A 20,212-nucleotide genomic window follows, 5' to 3' on the forward strand; every position below is an offset into this window, starting at 1 on the left:
CTTCACTTTGCGATGGGTTAGAATGTAAGTTATCTATGAAGTAAATTATGGCAACGACAATCCATGATGTAAGGGGATATGGACCTTGACGAAAACGGAATTTGAACACGGTACTGCCGGAGGGATACGGATTCACGTGTTGCCGACGAACCGATTCAAGACATTTGCGATATCGCTTTACGCCGGAAGCCCGTTAGCGGAGGAAACCGTGACCTCGACCGCGCTTATGCCTTTTGTACTGCGCAGAGGGACGGTTTCTTACCCGGAAACCAGAGCATTCCGCGAGCAGCTGGAGCAGCTGTACGGCGCCGGGTTTGGCTTTGACGTGTATAAGCGCGGCGATTATCAGATCGTGCACTTCCGCATGGACACGATCAATGACTCTTTTGTTAAGAGCCCTGAGAGCCTGCTGCGCTCCTCATTTGCTTTTCTGGGCGAGGCATTCACCCAGCCTGTGCTGGAGAATGGCGCATTCCGCAAATCTTACGTGCAGACCGAGCGCGACACGGTCCGCAAGAAGCTGGAGTCTATCGTAAACGATAAGATCCGTTATGCCGCCGAGCGCTGCATTGAGGTTATGTGCAAGAACGAGCCGTACCGATTGCATCCGCTCGGAGAGCGGAAGGACCTTGACGGCATCACGCCGGAGGGCTTGTATGAATCTTATCAGAAATGGCTCCAAGAGTCCGTTTTGGATTTGTACGTGGTTGGCGATACGAGTCTGGATGAGGTGAAGACGCTCGTCGAGGAGCATTTTAAACTGAATCGGACGGAAAGCAGGGATTATGTTCCTTCTATCACGCGGACGGCCGCTAACGAGACGCAGACGGTCGTGGAGAAGCTGGACATCAATCAAGGCAAACTCAACATGGGCCTTCGAAGCACGATTACGTACGGAGATGATGAATATGCCGCTGCGCTCCTGTATAACGGGATTTTGGGAGGGTATCCGCATTCGAAGCTGTTTGTTAACGTGAGGGAGAAGGAAAGTCTGGCGTATTACGCTTCCTCCCGATATGACGGTCATAAAGGGATTGCTACCATTCAATCCGGGATCGAGGTACAAAATTTCGAGAAGGCGGTCGACATCATTCGCCAACAGCTCGATGACATGGCCAAGGGTGCCATCTCGGACATCGAAATGACCCAGACGAAAGCCATGATCCGCAACGTGATCAAAGAAATGCAGGATTCGGCCTTCGAGATGATTGCGTATGATTTTAACCGCACGCTGTCGGGACGGGAACGTACGCCGGATGAGCTGCTGAAGCAGGTCGAGGGCATTGCAGTGGACGATGTGAAGCAGGCGGCTTCGGCATTTTCCCTGGATACGATCTATTTCCTGAAAGGTCAAAAGGAGGAATAGCCGGTGGAGAGCATTCATTATGACAACCTGCAGGAAACGCTGTATTACGAAGTGATGGATAACGGTTTGCACGTCTATGTGCTGCCTAAACCCGGCTTCCAGAAAACCTATGCGACCTTCGCAACCAAGTACGGTTCGGTCGATAACCATTTCAAGGTCCAAGGCGAGTCCGAGACCCGGGTTCCGGACGGAATTGCGCATTTTCTCGAGCACAAAATGTTTGAGGAGCCGGAAGGCGACATTTTTGCCAAGTTTGCTTCCAATGGCGCCTCGGCGAACGCCTTTACCAGTTTTGACCAGACCGTGTACCTCTTCTCGGCCACGGAGAACATTCATGAAAATTTGGAGACGCTGATCGATTTCGTGCAGAATCCATATTTTACCGACCAGAACGTGGAGAAGGAAAAAGGGATCATCGGCCAGGAAATCAACATGTATCAAGACAACCCGGATTGGCGCGTGTACTTCGGACTGATCGAAGCGATGTATAAGGTGCATCCGGTGCATATCGACATCGCCGGCACGGTGGAATCCATCGGGACGATTACGAAAGAAGATCTGTATACGTGCTACAATGCGTTCTATCACCCGAGCAACATGCTGCTGTTCGTGGTGGGCGGCGTCGATCCCGAGGAAACGATGAACCTGATCCGATCGAACCAAGCCCGAAAATCGTACGACAAACAAGGTTCCATTGAGCGTTTATTCGATCCGGAGCCGCAGGGGGTCGAAGAGAAGCGGAGGGAGAGCCGCTTGGCCGTATCGCTGCCGAAATGCCTGTTCGGCTTCAAGGAGAAGCAGGTGGGTTTATCGGCCGATGAGCAGCTGCGCCGCGACCTGACGACCAAGCTGATGATGGATCTCCTGTTTGGCTCCAGTACGGAGTTGTATCAGAAGCTGTACGATGAGGATTTGATCTCCGACAGCTTCGGTCATGAATATAACAGCTCGCCCCAGTATGCGTTCTCCGCGGTTGGCGGGGACACGAAGGATCCGGATCAACTGCTGGAGCGCATCCGTACCGAGGTGGATAAGCTAAAGGCATCCGGATTCCAAGCCTCGGACTTTGAACGGGCCCGCAAGAAGAAAATGGGCGGATACTTGCGCATGCTCAATTCCCCGGAAAACATTGCCCATGAATTTACTCGCTATCAGTTCCGCGGCGCCGATTTCTTCAACGTTTTGCCGGTTTATGAATCCATCACCCTGGAGGATGTCAACCGCCGCCTGCAGGAGCATGTCGATTGGAACCAGCTGGCTGTATCGATCGTCGTGAGTCCGTAATGAAGCAAGACATGGGAAGAGAATTGAAGCCGATCGGGGAAATGACGGTATTGATTACGGGTGCGAGCAGAGGCATAGGGGCGGCTGTCGCCGAACGCTTTGCCTCGGTCCGCATGAATGTGGTCATCCACTACATGAATTCGCACGAAGCGGCCAACGAAGTAGCTCGCCGCTGCATGGCTTATGGAGCCAAGGTATTAACCGTATCCGCCGACCTGCGCGACAAAGAGCAGATATTACGGATGAAAGAGAAACTGCAGAGTCATGGTATGGAGCCGGATATTCTGGTTAACAACGCGGGCGTGTCCCATTACGGGCTTTTGTCCGACGTGACGGAAGAGCAGTGGGATACTTTGATGTCCATTAACCTGCGTGGGATGTTTCTGTGTTCCCAGGCTTTTATGGGGCGCATGGTTTCCCAGCGCTTTGGCAGGATCATCAATGTATCCTCGATCTGGGGGTTATCCGGAGCCTCCTGCGAGGTATTGTATTCGACAAGCAAAGGCGGCGTTAACGCCTTTACGAAGGCCCTCGCGAAGGAGCTTGCCCCGTCAGGCGTAACGGTGAACGCCGTGGCGCCCGGTGCGGTCGATACGTCCATGCTGGGGCATCTGGAGTCGGATGAAATTCGCATGCTGGAGGATGAAATTCCGGTCGGCCGATTGGCGCAGCCGGATGAGATTTCGTCGCTGGTGTATTTTTTGGCGCTGCCCGAGTCGGGCTACATTACCGGGCAAGTGATCAGCCCGAACGGAGGATGGGTGACCTAGATCTCGTTCGTGGTGCAATTCACCACTCATAAGGTATTGGTTACGGGGACATATTACTATTGTTACTTTAAATCTGAATTGCCATCACGCAAAAGGAGGATTTAATTCATGTCATCCGTAATCAAAAACTTTGATTCCTGGAAGAAATTCCTGGGCGAGCGCGTCGTTCAAGCCGAGAAAGCGGGCATGAGTGAAGACACCATTTCCCAGCTGGCTTATGAGATCGGTGATTTCCTCGATGAGAAGGTTGATCCGCAAAACTCATCCAACCGGGCATTGAAAGAATTGTGGGATGTAGGTAACGAGGAAGAACGCCACGTTATCGCGCGTCTGATGGTGAAATTGGCCAAGAACAACGCATAATCCATTAACAAAAAGCCCCCCGACAATGGGGGCTTTTTGTCAAGAAAAAAGAATGTAATTTTCATGTCACCGTTAATACTTGCCTTTCATTTTTATTTTATATATCATTAACGTGACCCATTTTTCATTTGACCTGTTTTTGCGTGCAATTTTCGCTGGAATTTGTCGAATATTGATGGAAAAGAAGTGCAAAGAGGTGTCTTTGTGGAATCGAATCAATGGTACATGGAATATAAGATACATAAGAACCGGCCCGGTTTGCTCGGTGACATTGCATCCGTGCTGGGCATGCTCGAAGTGAACATACTGACCATTAACGGCGTGGAAGGCCAAACCCGCGGAATGCTGCTCGAGACGGATGACGAAGAAAAAATTGTTCTGATGGGTAAAATGTTAAACAAAATGAAAAATATTACGGTATCAGCCTTGAGGCCCCCGAAACTGGTGGATATTCTGGCTGTCCGTCATGGACGATATATCGACCGGGACTCGGATGATCGTAAAACGTTTCGTTTTACGCGTGATGAGCTCGGTTTACTTGTTGATTTTTTGGGTGAATTGTTCAAAAGGGAAGGTAATCAGGTCATCGGCCTCCGCGGGATGCCACGCGTGGGCAAAACCGAGTCCATTATCGCCGGCAGCGTCTGCGCGATGAAGCGCTGGACCTTCGTTTCCTCTACGCTGCTCCGTCAAACCATTCGCAGTCAACTCTCCGAGGACGAGATGAATACGAACAACATTTTTATCATTGACGGCATTGTGAGCACGATCCGATCCAATGAACGCCACTATCAGCTCCTGCAGGATATCATGGGAATGGAGAGCACGAAGGTGATCGAGCATCCCGATATCTTTGTTCGCGAATCCGAATATTCCTACGATGATTTCGACATTATCATCGAATTGCGAAACAATCCGGAAGAGGAAATCGTTTATGATACGTTCACGGGCTCTTATAGTGACGATTTGTAATATTTTTGTTTGACTTTGACCACGAAATTCTAAAGTAGGAGGTGATGGCATGTCCGAACTGGGACAGCAATTAAGGGAGGCGCGTCTGCAAAAAGGGATGAGCCTTGATGATGTGCAGGAAATGACTAAAATACGCAAGCGATACTTGGAAGCCATCGAGGCAGGGGATTACAAAGTACTTCCCGGCAGTTTTTACGTGCGGGCATTCATCAAAACCTATGCGGAAGCGGTGGGGATTGACCCGGACGAACTGCTTGAAGGGCACAAACAGGATGTGCCTAAATCCGAACCGGAAGCGACCATGGAGCCGGTTATTCAAAAGCGCGCCAGCAGACCGACAGCCGAACGGAACATGAAATGGCTGCCTACGCTGCTGATGTGGACGTTCCCGATCTTGATCGTTGTTGTCATATATTTGGTGGCCATCAATTCGAATGAGCCTAAGGACGAACCGCCGGTCAGCAACAATGATCAGACGCAGACCGATCAGGCGCAGAACCCGCAAACTCCGGATAACACGGATTCCGGGACGCCAGGCGACGGAGCGCAGGGCGGCGACAATGTTCCGGACGGCACGGTTAACGAAGGCACGGACGGAGAAGGAACTGACACCCCGGACGGAACAGAAGGCACAGACGGAACGGACATCGATGAACCGGGTGATTCAACGCCTGGAACGGCTACGGTGACGCAGGACCGGACGGAAGGCAAGAACACCGTATTTAAGGTATCGGGCTCGTCCGTGAAGGTTGAGATTGTGGCCACGAGCGAAGGCAAGAGCTGGGTCGAGGTATACCGCGGAAACAATACTTCCGGGGAGAAGCTGGCTTTCCAAATGCTCGAGAACGGTGCTTCGCTGAGCTTTGACATGGACAGCCAGGGACTCTTCGTGAAATCGGGGAATTCCGCTGCAACGACCATTACGGTTGGCGGCCAGCCCGTAACGGATGGCAAGTCCACGTCGCGCATCGTGCTGGAGCCGGCCGATGGTTCCGCAAGCACCATGGATAATACGGGTACCGGGGATACATCAGATACATCGGATACCACCGACTTCGAATAATTGCCTGTCCCCCAGGTCATCATAACAGCATGCAGCTGCATGCTGTTATTTCACTTCCCGAAAGAGGTGATGCTCTGTGACGGTCAATTGGATTATATTCGGACTAGGCGTTATCGTCAGCCTCTTGGGCTATTATTTGATTCCGAGCAGCTGGGGGTATGGCATATTAGGCTTTGGGCTGGCACATATTTTACTCGGCATACTGAGTATGTTCCGCCGTCCGGTGCATGATGAGAAAGCTAGCAGTTGAGGGAGCGGGCTTCGTTTTCGCCGGATGATGTTGGCGATAAGCGGAGTCTTTTTCGTTCCTGATCCATCTCGGATTCCTTGCAGGATTAGACTTGTCTCTCGGTTTTACCTATAATAGAAGCATTATCGCCAAATGAAAGGAAGGATTCACCATGGCTTCAGAAAGCTCATTTGATATCGTATCCAAAATGGATATGCAGGAACTTACCAATGCGGTTAATCAAGCGGAGCGCGAGATCGAAAACCGTTTTGACTTCAAGGGCAGCAAGAGCAGCTTGAAGCTGGACAAGGACGCGCTGGTCATTGCCTCCGATGACGAGTACAAACTCAACGCCGTTATCGATATTTTGCAGACCAAGATGGTGAAGCGGGGCTTGTCGCTTAAAAATGTGGAGTACGGTAAGATCGAGCCGGCTTCCATGGGTACCGTCCGTCAGCGTCTGACCTTGAAGCAGGGAATCGACCAGGAGAATTCCAAAAAGATCAATATTTTGATCCGTGATTCCAAGCTGAAGGTCAAGAGCCAGATTCAAGGCGACCAGATTCGGGTAACCGGAAAAAGCAAGGATGATCTTCAGCAGATCATGCAGCTGCTTCGCAAAGCGGACCTTTCCTTGGATCTGCAATTCACCAATTTTAAATAAACGCTCCTCTCCCTCCAAGCAATAAGGGGTGGGCTCGGCTGGTTTGTTTCTTTTGACAGGGCGTCAACGGAAATATTATACTAAAAAACGATATATAAGGATTAACGTATACATAGATTACTGGGGGATGAAAATGACAGACAGCGATGCACGCTTCAAACCCTTTAGGCTCTTGGGAAGAGCGACCCTGATGACATGCAGAAGGATAACCGCTGCAGGGTCTGCCGAGTTAACAAGACAACCCGTTGCAAGGGAGGTTGCCCCATGAATTTACCCAATCGTATCACGTTGGCCCGCATTTGCTTGATCCCTGTCATGATGATTTTCCTGCTGGTGGATTTTGATTTTTATCCGGATCCCATTGTGTGGAATGATTTTGTCCTGCCCTATAACCAATTGATTGCGGCACTGATATTCATACTTGCTGCAAGCACGGACGGCATTGACGGGTATCTGGCCCGGAAAAACAATATGGTGACGAATCTGGGTAAACTTCTGGATCCGCTGGCGGACAAACTGCTGGTTGCTGCCATACTCATATCGCTTGTAGAGATGGGAAAATGCGAATCCTGGATTGCTGTTGTCATCATCAGCAGGGAATTTGCGGTGACTGGCTTGAGACAAATTGCGCTTCTGGAAGGTTCGGTAGTCGCAGCAGGTCAATCCGGAAAAATCAAGACGGTGATTCAGATCGTGGCGATTGTCGCGCTTCTGATCAACAATTTCCCGTTTGTATTTTTGGGGATTCCGTTTGATGTCATTGCGATCTGGGCTGCCGCGCTGATTACGATCTATTCGGGAATCGAATATTTTGTCCAGAACAGGCACCTTCTCAAAGGTACCGGGGCATAACGGCAATAGGAGCCATCCTATTGCTTTTTTCTTCCGCCGGGTAAGAATAACGAAGGCAGCTACTAACGAAGAGATAGAAGATACGGGAGGATCGATGAATCATGAAAGCAGAAATCATTGCAGTTGGAACAGAACTTCTCCTCGGACAGATCGTGAATACCAACGCACAGTATTTGTCCAGACAGCTTGCTTCAATGGGGATCGACGTGTACTATCAAACCGTTGTCGGGGACAACCTGGAGAGGCTCAAGGAGGCCTTGCGCCTGTCCAGCAGCAGAGCCGATATTGTACTCCTGTCCGGCGGTCTCGGTCCCACGCAGGACGATCTGACGAAGGATGCGCTGGCTTCCTTTCTAAATCGTTCCTTGCATATCGACCGGATGGCCATGGACCGGATTGAACGCTTCTTTCATGAGCGGGGATCCGTCATGACCGAGAACAATCGGCGCCAGGCTCTCGCCATCGAGGGAGGCACCCCGCTTCCGAACGAGACAGGCCTGGCCGTCGGGAACGCGGTATCCTATGAAGGCACTCATTATATCGTTTTGCCGGGGCCGCCCAAAGAATTGATGCCGATGTTTGAGCAGGAGGCCAAGCCTTGGCTTCTGCAGCATGTGCTCACGGATGAGCTTCCCATCTATTCGAAGATGCTCAAATTCGCGGGCATCGGGGAGTCCGCGCTGGATCAGCGCCTGGAGGATCTGATTACGGCCCAGACCGATCCGACGATTGCTTTGTATGCCAAGGATGGGGAGGTCACCGTCCGCATCTCCACGAAGGCCTCCAGCGAGTCTGAGGCGATGGTCCGGCTGAATGAACTCGAAGCCAGGATCCGGGAGAGAGGGCCTGAATTTATGTATGCCAACGAGGATGTGCCCATCGAAAAGGTCATCGTGGACATGATGGCAGATCGAAGCTGGACCCTGAGCGCGGCGGAGAGCTGCACGGGAGGACTTGTAGCGGAGACCCTGACCTCCATTCCCGGAAGCGCATCGATGTTTCTTGGGGGGATCATCTGTTACACCAACCAGATCAAGGAGAAGCTTGTGCATATCCCGCATGCGCTGCTGGAGGGGGACGATGCGCCGGGGGCCGTCAGTGCGGAGGTTGCAGAAGCGCTTGCGGATCATGTCCGGATGGTAACCGACAGCGACTTCGGTTTATCGGTGACAGGCGTGGCAGGTCCGGGTTACGCGGAACGCAAGCCTATAGGGCTGGTCTACATCGGATTGTCCCAAAGGGGCAAAGAAACGGAAGTGCATGAGCTGAACCTCCAAGGCAACCGCGAAACGATCCGGCTCCGCGCAACCAAGGCGCTGTTATATCGGCTTTGGCAGCGTCTCGTAGCCTCTGAGCAGGCTTAGGCTTCGTGGCCAAAGGCGACCGGGTATTTGGAAAAGTAAAAAATTTACACCTTGCTAAATAGCTGTTCTTGAATTCAGGAACCGTTCCAAGTATAATGGGAAATACGGAAGAACCGTGGCATATCGATTGATGTTGCCACGGTTCTTGTTCTTTATACATAGGGTTCGGAGCATGAACGGGAAGGGGAGCTGAATAAAAAAACGAATGTATGTTCGAAAAAAAGCTTGGCAAACGTGTCAAAACAAGGTATGATAAGACTATCAACAGTGAAGGGTTGTGGAACAATTGTCAGATCGTCGTGCTGCGCTGGAAATGGCGCTTCGCCAGATAGAGAAACAGTTCGGAAAAGGTTCCATCATGAAACTGGGTGAATCCACCCATATGCAGGTAGAGATTGTGCCAAGCGGATCGTTGGCATTGGATATAGCTTTAGGAACCGGCGGCTTGCCTAGAGGCCGGATTATTGAAGTGTACGGACCGGAATCCTCCGGTAAAACAACAGTAGCCCTACATGCTATCGCAGAGGTTCAGAAGGCTGGCGGACAAGCTGCATTTATTGATGCCGAGCATGCTCTGGATCCATCCTATGCAAACAAATTGGGCGTTAACATTGATGAATTGCTGCTCTCCCAACCGGATACGGGCGAGCAGGCGCTGGAAATTGCGGAAGCTCTGGTACGGAGCGGCGCCGTCGATGTGATCGTTATTGACTCGGTTGCCGCGCTTGTACCGAAAGCCGAGATCGAAGGTGACATGGGTGATTCCCACGTGGGTCTGCAAGCCCGTCTGATGTCCCAGGCTCTTCGTAAATTGTCGGGTGCCATCAATAAGTCGAAAACGATTGCCATCTTTATCAACCAGCTTCGCGAGAAGGTTGGCGTTATGTTCGGTAACCCTGAAACAACCCCAGGCGGACGTGCTCTGAAGTTCTATTCCACGGTTCGTTTGGACGTGCGTCGAATTGAGAGCATCAAAATGGGCAACGATGTGGTGGGTAACCGCACACGGATTAAGGTTGTTAAGAACAAGGTAGCTCCACCTTTCAAACAGGCCGAGCTTGATATTATGTACGGCGAAGGCATCTCTAGAGAGGGAAGCCTGATCGATATCGGTACGGAACTGGATATCGTGGATAAGAGCGGAGCATGGTATTCTTATGCGGGTGACCGTCTTGGTCAAGGCCGCGAGAATGCGAAGCAGTTCTTGAAGGAGAATCCGGAGATCGCCAGCGTGATCGAGAACAAGATCCGTGAAGCGAGTAACCTGACGACGGTTGTTCCTGAGGCTTCCGATAAGGAGAAGGAACAAGAGGAATTGGAAGAGCAAGAGTTGTTTAAGGTAGAGTAATAAATCGCTGATTAACGATGACAGTGTTGGGGACCGTCCGGTGTGGGTAACGCCAGACGGTCTTCTTTGCATTTATTTCTGCCGAATCATTGGTCTTGACGATGTGTCGAGAAGCGTGCAGCCGTGAAGGGAGCGTCGTATGGATATAGAGAATAAAGGAATGTCGGGGCAGGCGGATTCCTCGGGAATTGGACATTTTCCGGAAGACGAGGATCTGGTCATAACCTCTGTCGAAATGCTGAAAAAGCCCAAACACCGGTATCAAATCGCGTTCGGTCCGTACCTTATGACCGTTCATGAAGACGTGATGCTTAAATATCGCATGTTAAAGGGAAATGTTTTTCGAAAGGAAGAGCTGCAGGAGATTGTCGTGGCAGATGAGCGGCAGCGGGCTTACGTGGAAGCGCTGAATCATTTGGCGCGGAAACCAAGGACGACGCAAGAGATCACGCAGCGTTTGCAGCAAAAGGGGTTCGAGCCCAGCAGCGTGGAGACGACGCTGGAACGCCTCGAGAAGGACAAGCTGGTGGATGACGCGCTGTACGCTAAGATGTGGGTAGAGCAGCGCATGACCAGCCATAAGAAGGGACGGCTGTGGGTTAAGCAGGAGCTGAGGCAGAAGGGAATCGGCACCGAGCTGATCTCGGAGGCTTTGGGCGAGATCAGCGCAGAATCGGAGTTGGAGAGCTGCCTGGCCGTGGGACGAAAAAAATGGCAGCAAACCCAAGGAGAGCTGCTGGATCGCAAACGTAAAACCGGAGCATATTTAATGCGTAGGGGTTTTGGGGGAGAGCCTGTGCGCCAGGCACTCAAAATTCTGATCGAAGAGGAGCAGGAGAAAGGCGAATGGGACGAAGAGCCGTATGATTTTGAATAAAGCACAAGCAGGTGTGCATTTTTTCGCTAAAAGAAATGGTTTCACTGGATGAAACTGACGTTTACCCATTGCTTTCCCTTGACAATATCTTTTTATAAATACTAAAATAAATATGAATCTTTTTATCATAAATTAGAATCCTTTTTCCTTCCAAAAAAGTGACTACTTTGTGAAAGATTCTTAAATCGCCAATTCATAGTGAAATGTATTCCGCTGGCTAAGGCGGGATTTGCGTACGATCATTATGGCGTGCGCAGTATGGACGGCAGCTTCCACTGCCGGAAAATTTTATGTATGAATGAGTAACCTGACAATTGCACATTTTCCCAAGGAATGCCTTGGAGGAAACAACGAGGAGGTGAACAGATGGAAACTTGGATCTGGATCATAATCGTTCTCGCTGTAGCCGCTATATTCTTTGGGTTCGGTTATTTTATTCGCAAATCCCTTGCAGAAGCTAAAATTTCCAGTGCCGAGCATGCCGCTTTGCAGATCGTCGAAAGTGCGAAGAAGGAAGCAGAAGCATTGAAGAAAGAAACGGTTCTCGAAGCTAAAGACGAAGTTCATAAAATCAGAGCCGAAGCTGAAAAAGACACTCGCGAGCGCCGGAATGAAATTCAACGGCAGGAGCGCAGATTGTTGCAAAAGGAAGAGTCGCTGGATAAAAAAATAGAATCTTTGGAACGTAAAGAAGAACAAGTGGCGAACAAAGAGAAACGAATAGAGGAAACCCAGCAGCAAATCGATGCAATTTACAAGAAGCAAACGACAGAACTGGAGCGCATCTCCAACCTGACGATGGAGGATGCCCGCAGCATCATTCTCAGCAATGTCGAGCAAGAAGTTCGTCATGAAACCGCTCAGATGATCAAAGAAATCGAGCAGCAGGCGAAGGAAGAAGCAGATAAGAAATCACGCGAGATCATCACGCTGGCTATTCAACGCTGTGCGGCTGATCACGTAGCTGAGACCACGGTTTCTGTTGTCACCTTGCCGAACGAAGAAATGAAAGGCCGGATTATCGGACGTGAAGGCCGAAACATTCGTGCGCTTGAGACCCTTACAGGGATTGACCTTATTATCGATGATACTCCGGAAGCTGTCATTCTGTCCGGATTTGATCCGATTCGCCGTGAAATTGCCCGTACGGCTTTGGAAAAGCTCGTGGCGGACGGACGGATTCATCCGGCTCGTATCGAAGAAATGGTGGAGAAATCCCGCAAGGAAGTGGACGAACGCATTCGCGAGTATGGGGAACAAGCCACTTTCGAGGTTGGCGTACACGGTTTGCATCCGGATTTGATCAAAATTTTGGGTCGACTGAAATTCCGTACGAGCTATGGACAAAATGTGTTGAAACACTCCATGGAAGTGGCCTATTTGACTGGCCTGATGGCCGGCGAACTGGGCGAAGACATCGTGCTTGCGAAACGGGCAGGACTGTTGCATGACATCGGTAAAGCGCTGGATCATGAAGTGGAAGGATCGCACGTTGAAATCGGCGTGGAGCTGGCGAAGAAGTATAAGGAACATCCGGTGGTTATCAACAGCATTGCCTCCCATCACGGTGATTGCGAAGCAACTTCGGTTATCGCCATGCTGGTGGGCGCAGCCGACGCATTGTCCGCTGCCAGACCGGGAGCACGCAGAGAGACGCTTGAGACGTACATCCGTCGTCTTGAGAAGCTCGAGGAAATTTCCGAATCCTTTGAAGGCGTTGAGAAATCCTACGCCATTCAAGCAGGACGTGAAGTTCGCGTCATGGTACAGCCGGAAAAAATCGACGATGCCGAAGCATTCCGCTTGGCACGCGACATTACCAAAACGATTGAAAATGAACTGGATTATCCGGGTCATATTAAAGTCACCGTTATCCGGGAAACCCGTGCGGTCGATTACGCGAAATAGAGTTTGGACCTTAAAAAGTGGCCGCATTCCGGCCACTTTTTATCTTTAAGATATCCGAAAATACATATCGGACTATCCATGAATCGGGAACCGACCTGCCTGGGATCAAGTCAGGACAGGACAGGCTCCCCTGAAGGAGTGATTGACATCAAAGTATTATTCATCGGAGACATTGTCGGCAGCACAGGACGCAAGGCGCTGAAAGCTTCCCTTCCGGAGCTGAAGTCCAAATATAATCCGCACATCATTATTGCCAATGGGGAGAATGCGGCTTCAGGACGCGGCATCACCTCGGCCATCGCCAATGAATTTTTCAATTGGGGCATTCATGGCATCACCTTGGGAAACCACACGTGGGATAACAAGGATATATTTGAATTCATCGACGACGAACCCCGCATGGTTCGCCCGGCGAACTTTCCGCCCGGCACGCCCGGCCGCGGATACACCGTCATTAAAGCGAACGGCAAACAGCTGGCGATCGTGAATCTGCAGGGACGGACATTCCTGCCAGCCATCGATTGCCCGTTCCGGGCCGCCGATGACATCGTGGATACACTGCGCCAGAAGCACAAATGCATCCTTGTGGATTTTCATGCTGAAGCGACCTCGGAGAAAATTGCCATGGGATGGCATCTGGAAGGCCGTGCCTCGATGGTGGTCGGCACGCACACCCACGTGCAGAGCAATGACGATACCATACTCCCGGGAGGAACGGCATACATTACGGATACCGGCATGGTGGGCTCCAAGGAAGGCATCCTCGGCATGCAGCGCGATGCGGTCATGTATAAATTCAAGACCCAGCTTCCTGCCCGTTTCCAGGTCGACGAAGGCAAATGGCAGTTCCACGCCGTATGCGTGGACATGGATGAGGAGACGGGAAAAGCCCGGAAGATCCAGAAAATCCGCATGTACGAAGATGAATGGCGGATGGATTAAAAACGTCAAAATCCGTTTAATTAAATTAGGTACGGATGGTAAAAAGCAGGAATTTTTTCCCCTCTCACGAATAACATCTAGTAAGCGGAAGCAAACCATCACTCAACATTCCCAGGGGAGGTACTTACCATGGAAGTATTAAAAGTTTCAGCAAAATCCAATCCTAATTCGGTTGCAGGGGCGCTCGCTGGAGTTCTTCGGGAGCGGGGCGGAGCGGAACTGCAAGCGATTGGGGCGGGAGCACTGAACCAGGCCATTAAAGCGGTAGCGATTGCCCGGGGATTTGTAGCACCGAGCGGGGTGGATCTGATATGCATCCCTGCTTTTACGGATATTGTGATTGATGGCGAAGACCGGACGGCAATTAAATTGATCGTGGAACCTAGATAAATTTCGAATGTTGAGGATGAGCCTGTTTACTCTGCTTAGCGTAAACAGGCTTTTTGCTGTGACAGGTCAGAAGGGGGATGAGCAGCACGATGCGGACGGTTGATTTTCACTGCGATGTTTTGAGCAAAATGTGGGAAGATCCCAAAGCCTCTTTTGTGGACGGCCCGCATTTGGATGTAACGATGCAGCGTTTGGAGCACGGGGATCTGGCGCTTCAGGTATTCGCTGTGTTCTTGTCGGAAAAATTCGGGAGGCCCTCCTTTGAGCGCGTGCTGGCCCAATTGGATGTATTCCGAAGCCGCATCGTGAACGCGGGTCATTTGAAGCCCCTGCTCTGGCGGGAACAAGTCCGGGAGATGAGACAACGCAAAACGGAGCGGTACGGCGTCCTGTCGCTGGAAGGCGTTGACGGGCTGGAGGGCAATCTGTATTATGTTCAGCTTTTATTTGATATGGGCGTACGATTGATGGGAGTTACCTGGAATTATGCCAACTGGGCAGCGGATGGCGTGCTGGAGCAGCGAAACGGCGGGTTTACGGAACGGGGACGTCAGCTGATCGAGCAATGTCATAGAACAGGCATCATTCTGGATGTGTCCCATCTGTCCCAGGCCGGTTTCTGGGAACTGGCGGAGCTGACTCAGCGGCCCGTCATTGCTTCGCATTCCAATGCCTACTCCATTTGCCCGCATCCCCGGAATTTGAGCGATGAACAGATACGGGCACTGATAGCGTTAAACGGCATGATCGGCATCACGTTTGTGCCCTGGTTTATCCGCAGCGGTGTCCAGCGCGTGACGCCGGAGGACGTCCTGCCGCACATCGAGAAGATTTGTGAGCTGGGCGGAGAGAAGCACATCATGTTCGGGTCGGATTTCGACGGAATCGATCAGTGGATCGAAGGGCTGGAGCATCCGGGCCGGTATCCGGATTTTCAGGAGCTGCTGCTCAAGTTTTATCCCGAATCGACGGTTAAAGGCTGGATGTCGGATAATCCGCTGCGTTTTCTTGAACAGCATTTGCCTGCATCCCCGGTTCAAGAAGATGAACATGACGCATAACATCCTGGATTCGAGGATAACTATGACAATCCTGTTGCAGATCGCGCAAGAAACCAAAGAAGGCGGCCTGAAACACGCGGGTTGCCTTTTTATTTTTGGGTAATAGAGAGTATAATAGGTGATGGCATGTACAGCATATAGAGAAAAACAAGGAGTGAGACAGATGAGTAAAACTGTACCCGTGGGTGTATCCGCCCGCCATATTCATTTAACCCAAGAGCATATTGAGGCATTGTTCGGCCCTGGATATCAACTTACAGAGTTCAAACCTTTGTCCCAGCCAGGACAATTCGCGGCCAACGAAACGGTAGCGGTCATTGGAACGAAGGGACAATTCGATAAAGTAAGAATATTGGGACCTGCGCGTCCTGCAACCCAACTGGAAATTTCCCGTACGGATTCTTTTGCCATCGGCGTGAAAGCACCCGTTCGCGAATCCGGAAACATTGCCGGAACCCCGGGAATCACGATTAAAGGCCCGGCAGGTGAAGTAACGGTGGACGAAGGCGTCATCGTGGCCGCTCGTCATATTCACTTCCATACATCCGATGCGGAGCAGTGGGGCATCAAGGACAAGGACCTGCTCAAAGTGCGCCTAGGCGGCGAACGCGGCCTCGTGCTGGAGAACGTCATTGCCCGCGTATCCGACAATTTTGCGCTCGACATGCACATCGACACCGATGAGGCCAACGCAGCCGGCGCCAAAACCGGAGACACTGCTGAAATTATTGATTAATCCGCGGCTTTAGAAAGCCATAAGAACATACTGTATGTGTCACGCATGCGCAGCTTTTACAAGTTCGCAGTCAAGAAGAGCCTGGATCGATTCATCGATGCCAGGCTCTTTTTTGGAAATTCCAAGTTTACGGGCGGCGTGCTGCCGAACATGCGGAGAAGAAAATCAACGGCCAAGGAACGCTCTAATAGCACCAGGGTGGTAGCTTAGGCATAAAGATCATGATATAATTTAAAACAGTGCCTATTAAGCAATATTGTCATGTAAACCAGAGATTTTGCGGATCTAAGGAGTGACCTAGCATGTCCAAAGAAAGTAAGGACTACTCCAAGTATTTTGATTTTTCAGGAGCCAAAGTTCTCTCGGAAGACGAACACGGGAAGAGAATTCGCATCAACGGCCGGGAAATCAACATTCTTTCGGAGCCTAATCATAGACAGGAAAAACAACGCGGCAAACAGAGTGTCGAAGTCCTGTACGATACCGAGCTGCCTGAGGAGTTCCGAAGCATCGGGGCTGGCAAGCATTACATCGTGTATACGTACGGATGCCAGATGAATGAGCATGATTCCGAGACGATTAAGGGATTGCTGGAGCAGATGGGCTACCGGGCAACCGAGGATCGCAAGCAGGCGGACATCATTTTGCTCAACACATGTGCCATTCGTGAGAATGCGGAGGACAAGGTGTTTGGCGAACTCGGCCACCTGAAGCATCTGAAGACGGAAAAGCCGGATATGCTGCTTGGGGTTTGCGGCTGCATGTCGCAGGAAGAATCGGTCGTGAATCGAATTCTCCAAAAGCACGGCTTCGTGGATCTGATCTTCGGCACGCATAACGTACATCGTCTGCCTCACTTGATTCAGGAAGCGCTCTTCAGCAAGGAAATGGTGGTTGAAGTGTGGTCCAAGGAAGGCGACATTGTCGAGAATCTTCCGAAGAAAAGAGAAGGTCTCCGCGGCTGGGTCAACATTATGTACGGCTGTGATAAATTCTGTACATACTGCATCGTCCCTTACACCCGCGGCAAGGAACGCAGCCGGCGTCCGGAGGACGTCATTGCCGAGGTTCGCGAATTGGCCCGTCAAGGGTATAAGGAAATTACGCTGCTCGGTCAAAACGTGAATGCGTACGGCAAAGATTTTGAAGATATCCAGTATCGCTTCGGCGATCTGATGGATGATATTCACAAAATCGATATCCCGCGCGTTCGCTTCACGACATCCCATCCAAGGGACTTCGACGATCATCTGATCGAGGTGCTGGCGAAGGGCGGCAACCTGGTGGAGCATATTCATCTGCCGGTGCAGTCGGGAAGCTCGCAAGTGCTCAAGAAAATGAGCCGGAAATATACCCGCGAGTCGTATTTGGAACTGGCACATAAGATTAAGAAGGCGATTCCCAATGTAGCGTTCACCACCGACATCATTGTCGGTTTCCCCGGCGAAACTGATGAGCAGTTTGAGGAGACGCTGTCCCTGGTACGGGAAGTAGGTTATGACTCTGCGTATACCTTTATTTATTCTCCGCGCGAAGGAACGCCGGCAGCGGTGATGGAGGATAACGTGCCGATGGAGGTTAAGAGCGAGCGTCTGCAGCGCTTGAACGCCGCCATTAATGAATACAGCCGCAAGAGCAACGACAGGCTGCTTGGATCTACGGTGGAGGTCCTGGTAGAAGGAGTCAGCAAGAACAATGATTCCATGCTGTCCGGACGCACGCGCACGAACAAGCTGGTGCATTTTGAAGGCTCAACGGAACTCGTAGGCAGCTTCGTGAATGTACGGATCACGGATACGAAGACCTGGTATATCAAAGGGGATATGATCCCGGACGCGATTCCTGCCTCAGATGCGGTATAATGGAGGGGCAAGAAGCATGCCAATGCAGCATAGACCGTTACCGCAATGGATCCATGCCTGCATATACCCATATAGATGATGAAGAATTGGAGCGATGAACCTTGGCACATGATCATGTTCGTACCAACACCTACGGTATGTCCACTTACAATACGCGTGAATTGATTATACGCGACGATATTCTGGCGAAAGCCGGCGAGCTGGCGAATTTAATATCCACAAGCGAAGAAGTTCAGATGTTTAAGCAAGCGGAAGAGAAGATCCAGAATCACGAACGGGTCCAAAACCTGATCAAAACCATTAAGAAAAAGCAAAAAGAAATCGTAGCTTTTGAAACGTTCCAGAACAAGGACATGGTAGCAAAAATCGAACGCGAGATCGAAGAGCTGCAGGAGGAGATTGACAGCATTCCGCTCGTGATGGAGTTCCAGCAAAGTCAGAGCGACATTAATTATCTCCTTCAGCTGGTCGTGTCCGTGATTCACGATACCGTTTCGGAAAAAGTGAACGTGGAAACAGGCAAAGATACGCCGCCAAGCAGCTGCGGATAGAGGAAACGAGGTGCGGAATGGTTCCGCACCTTTTCTGTTCTTGTTAACATGCACAGAATGAGGATGGATAGGGCATAGTAAACTTATATAGAGATTGGGCTAGGAAATCCTTGACATCGTTTTTAAATATGTCATAATGAAATTATCAAATTAATAGTTATGGTGATGGAAATGACGGATCGCGAACAGGCGCCAAAGAGCAGTGCCAAGAAATACAGAACACCGGACGGTGTGCCCGCCGATATCGTGATGTTTACCTTGACGAAGCGGGAACGGAAGACCTTTACCAAGACACTGCCCATTCGGGAGCTTAAGGTGATGCTGATCCGGCGCAGGTCATGGCCTTGTGCCGGCATGTGGGCGCTTCCCGGCGGTTTTTGCCGTGAAAGCGAGTCGATTTACGATGCCGCCAAACGGGAGCTGAAGGAAGAGACCGGGGTGGACGGCGGACACTTGGAGTACTTGGGCGTGTATAGCGCGCCGGGACGTGATCCAAGAGGCTGGATTATCAGCCATGCCTTCTATGCGCTCGTAGAGGAGTGGATGCTGGAGCACCGCCAGGCTGCCGATGACGCGGAAGAGGTTGGCCTGTTTACGGTCGCGGAAGCTTTGGAGGAGCTGGAGCTTGCTTTTGACCACAGGGATATTATTATGGATGCTTACCGCAAGATTCAGCTGCAAATGCTGCAAACGACGATTGCCAGGCAGTTTTTGCCGGAGCATTTTACGCTGAGCGAGTTATACCAGGTCATCCAGACGGTTGTGCCCGAGTTCAACGAACCCAACTTTATCCGTAAAATCACATCGACCCGCAGCAGACAGGGGATACTGGAAGAAGCGCGGGATGAGAACGGCAAGCCGCTAAGCTCCAACCAATATTCCCAACGTCCGGCCCAATTGTACCGATTTACGGATCATGCGCCGCTGCTATCGATTTATACGTAGCAGGTCGATGATTCAACCGCTGTTATTTTATCGATCACATTAATCATATCGTAGAGGAGTGTGTCAGATGAAAGCCTTAATCGTGATAGATTTCACGAATGATTTCGTGGATGGTAACCTGCCGGTAGGGAAACCCGCCATCGACATTCAGAAGACCATTGCAGAGTTGACCCGATTATACAGCGATCGCGGGGATTTTGTCGTCATGGCCGTGGACCTGCATGAGCAGGACGACGCTTTTCACCCCGAAACCAAGCTGTTTCCTCCGCATAACATCCGGGGAACCCGGGGGCGGGAATTATACGGCGAGTTACAACAGGTCTATGAGGATCGCAAGGATACGATCTATTGGATGGATAAAACAAGATACAGCGCATTCTGCGGTACGGATCTGAACCAGAAGCTGCGGGAACGCGGGATTACCGAAGTCGATCTTGTCGGGGTATGCACCGACATCTGCGTGCTGCATACTGCCGTGGATGCGTATAATTACGGGTACAAAATAACGGTGTATGAAGATGGCGTTGCCAGCTTCAATCCGGAGGGGCATAAGTGGGCGTTAAGCCACTTTCAGGGCAGTCTCGGGGCAGCCGTTGTGCGAAGCGAAGAATTTCTTAATCGATAGACAGCTCGAACTACCCGGAAGCATGGATGAACCGGGTCAT

Annotated in this window: 21 protein-coding genes; all 21 read left to right on the top strand. The window is 51.0% G+C overall.

What is annotated here, in order from left to right:
* The first annotated feature begins 85 nt into the window (after positions 1–85).
* The 21 genes from yfmF (at position 86) to AC3RCL_RS10570 (ending at position 20,172) form a co-directional block, all read left to right on the top strand.
* Positions 86–1,366, top strand: coding sequence for an EF-P 5-aminopentanol modification-associated protein YfmF (gene yfmF, locus AC3RCL_RS10470; RefSeq protein WP_492535333.1), 1,281 nt, complete (start codon positions 86–88; stop codon positions 1,364–1,366).
* A gap of 3 nt (positions 1,367–1,369) precedes the next feature.
* Positions 1,370–2,650, top strand: coding sequence for an EF-P 5-aminopentanol modification-associated protein YfmH (yfmH, locus tag AC3RCL_RS10475; protein ID WP_213579177.1), 1,281 nt, complete (start codon positions 1,370–1,372; stop codon positions 2,648–2,650).
* Positions 2,650–3,420 carry an elongation factor P 5-aminopentanone reductase gene (ymfI, locus tag AC3RCL_RS10480; protein ID WP_096774484.1) on the top strand — a complete coding sequence of 257 codons (771 nt, stop codon included), beginning with the start codon at positions 2,650–2,652 and terminating at the stop codon, positions 3,418–3,420. Before yfmH ends, ymfI begins: the two co-directional genes overlap by 1 nt.
* Positions 3,421–3,528: 108 nt before the next feature.
* Positions 3,529–3,783 (top strand): DUF3243 domain-containing protein, encoded by a 255-nt coding sequence (locus tag AC3RCL_RS10485; RefSeq protein ID WP_009589302.1) that lies wholly within the window; start codon positions 3,529–3,531, stop codon positions 3,781–3,783.
* A gap of 204 nt (positions 3,784–3,987) precedes the next feature.
* Positions 3,988–4,755: a DUF3388 domain-containing protein gene (locus AC3RCL_RS10490; RefSeq protein WP_009589314.1), complete on the top strand. Its 768-nt coding sequence runs from the start codon at positions 3,988–3,990 to the stop codon at positions 4,753–4,755.
* Between the two features lie 49 nt (positions 4,756–4,804).
* Positions 4,805–5,818: a helix-turn-helix domain-containing protein gene (locus AC3RCL_RS10495; RefSeq protein WP_192571300.1), complete on the top strand. Its 1,014-nt coding sequence runs from the start codon at positions 4,805–4,807 to the stop codon at positions 5,816–5,818.
* A gap of 76 nt (positions 5,819–5,894) precedes the next feature.
* Positions 5,895–6,068, top strand: coding sequence for a hypothetical protein (locus AC3RCL_RS10500; RefSeq protein WP_009589315.1), 174 nt, complete (start codon positions 5,895–5,897; stop codon positions 6,066–6,068).
* Positions 6,069–6,219: 151 nt separating this feature from the next.
* Positions 6,220–6,711, top strand: coding sequence for a YajQ family cyclic di-GMP-binding protein (locus tag AC3RCL_RS10505; protein WP_009589306.1), 492 nt, complete (start codon positions 6,220–6,222; stop codon positions 6,709–6,711).
* A gap of 264 nt (positions 6,712–6,975) precedes the next feature.
* Entirely contained in the window at positions 6,976–7,563 is a 588-nt protein-coding gene (pgsA, locus tag AC3RCL_RS10510; RefSeq protein ID WP_009589313.1) for a CDP-diacylglycerol--glycerol-3-phosphate 3-phosphatidyltransferase, read from the top strand.
* Positions 7,564–7,664: 101 nt separating this feature from the next.
* Positions 7,665–8,927: a competence/damage-inducible protein A gene (locus AC3RCL_RS10515; protein ID WP_036659261.1), complete on the top strand. Its 1,263-nt coding sequence runs from the start codon at positions 7,665–7,667 to the stop codon at positions 8,925–8,927.
* Between the two features lie 286 nt (positions 8,928–9,213).
* Positions 9,214–10,275 carry a recombinase RecA gene (recA, locus tag AC3RCL_RS10520; protein WP_277746374.1) on the top strand — a complete coding sequence of 354 codons (1,062 nt, stop codon included), beginning with the start codon at positions 9,214–9,216 and terminating at the stop codon, positions 10,273–10,275.
* Between the two features lie 139 nt (positions 10,276–10,414).
* Positions 10,415–11,152: a regulatory protein RecX gene (locus tag AC3RCL_RS10525; protein ID WP_492535334.1), complete on the top strand. Its 738-nt coding sequence runs from the start codon at positions 10,415–10,417 to the stop codon at positions 11,150–11,152.
* Between the two features lie 366 nt (positions 11,153–11,518).
* On the top strand, positions 11,519–13,060 hold the full coding sequence (gene rny / locus AC3RCL_RS10530) for a ribonuclease Y (protein WP_009589303.1): 1,542 nt from the start codon (positions 11,519–11,521) through the stop codon (positions 13,058–13,060).
* A 147-nt stretch (positions 13,061–13,207) separates the two neighbouring features.
* Positions 13,208–14,002: a TIGR00282 family metallophosphoesterase gene (locus AC3RCL_RS10535; RefSeq protein ID WP_176502442.1), complete on the top strand. Its 795-nt coding sequence runs from the start codon at positions 13,208–13,210 to the stop codon at positions 14,000–14,002.
* A gap of 129 nt (positions 14,003–14,131) precedes the next feature.
* Positions 14,132–14,392 (top strand): stage V sporulation protein S, encoded by a 261-nt coding sequence (locus tag AC3RCL_RS10540; protein WP_006211249.1) that lies wholly within the window; start codon positions 14,132–14,134, stop codon positions 14,390–14,392.
* An 89-nt stretch (positions 14,393–14,481) separates the two neighbouring features.
* Positions 14,482–15,453, top strand: coding sequence for a dipeptidase (locus AC3RCL_RS10545; protein ID WP_213579175.1), 972 nt, complete (start codon positions 14,482–14,484; stop codon positions 15,451–15,453).
* A gap of 163 nt (positions 15,454–15,616) precedes the next feature.
* A complete protein-coding gene (gene pduL / locus AC3RCL_RS10550) occupies positions 15,617–16,189 on the top strand; it encodes a phosphate propanoyltransferase (protein WP_096774477.1) in 573 nt (190 codons plus the stop codon).
* A gap of 302 nt (positions 16,190–16,491) precedes the next feature.
* Complete coding sequence (gene miaB / locus AC3RCL_RS10555; protein WP_492535335.1) at positions 16,492–18,051, top strand: tRNA (N6-isopentenyl adenosine(37)-C2)-methylthiotransferase MiaB; 1,560 nt, start codon at positions 16,492–16,494, stop codon at positions 18,049–18,051.
* Between the two features lie 101 nt (positions 18,052–18,152).
* Complete coding sequence (locus tag AC3RCL_RS10560) at positions 18,153–18,602, top strand: YlbF/YmcA family competence regulator (protein ID WP_015736273.1); 450 nt, start codon at positions 18,153–18,155, stop codon at positions 18,600–18,602.
* Between the two features lie 159 nt (positions 18,603–18,761).
* On the top strand, positions 18,762–19,547 hold the full coding sequence (locus AC3RCL_RS10565; RefSeq protein WP_015736272.1) for an NUDIX hydrolase: 786 nt from the start codon (positions 18,762–18,764) through the stop codon (positions 19,545–19,547).
* 67 nt (positions 19,548–19,614) lie between these two features.
* On the top strand, positions 19,615–20,172 hold the full coding sequence (locus tag AC3RCL_RS10570) for a cysteine hydrolase family protein (protein ID WP_015736271.1): 558 nt from the start codon (positions 19,615–19,617) through the stop codon (positions 20,170–20,172).
* Positions 20,173–20,212 lie beyond the last annotated feature (40 nt).

It is taken from the genome of Paenibacillus sp. MT86, assembly GCF_058792535.1.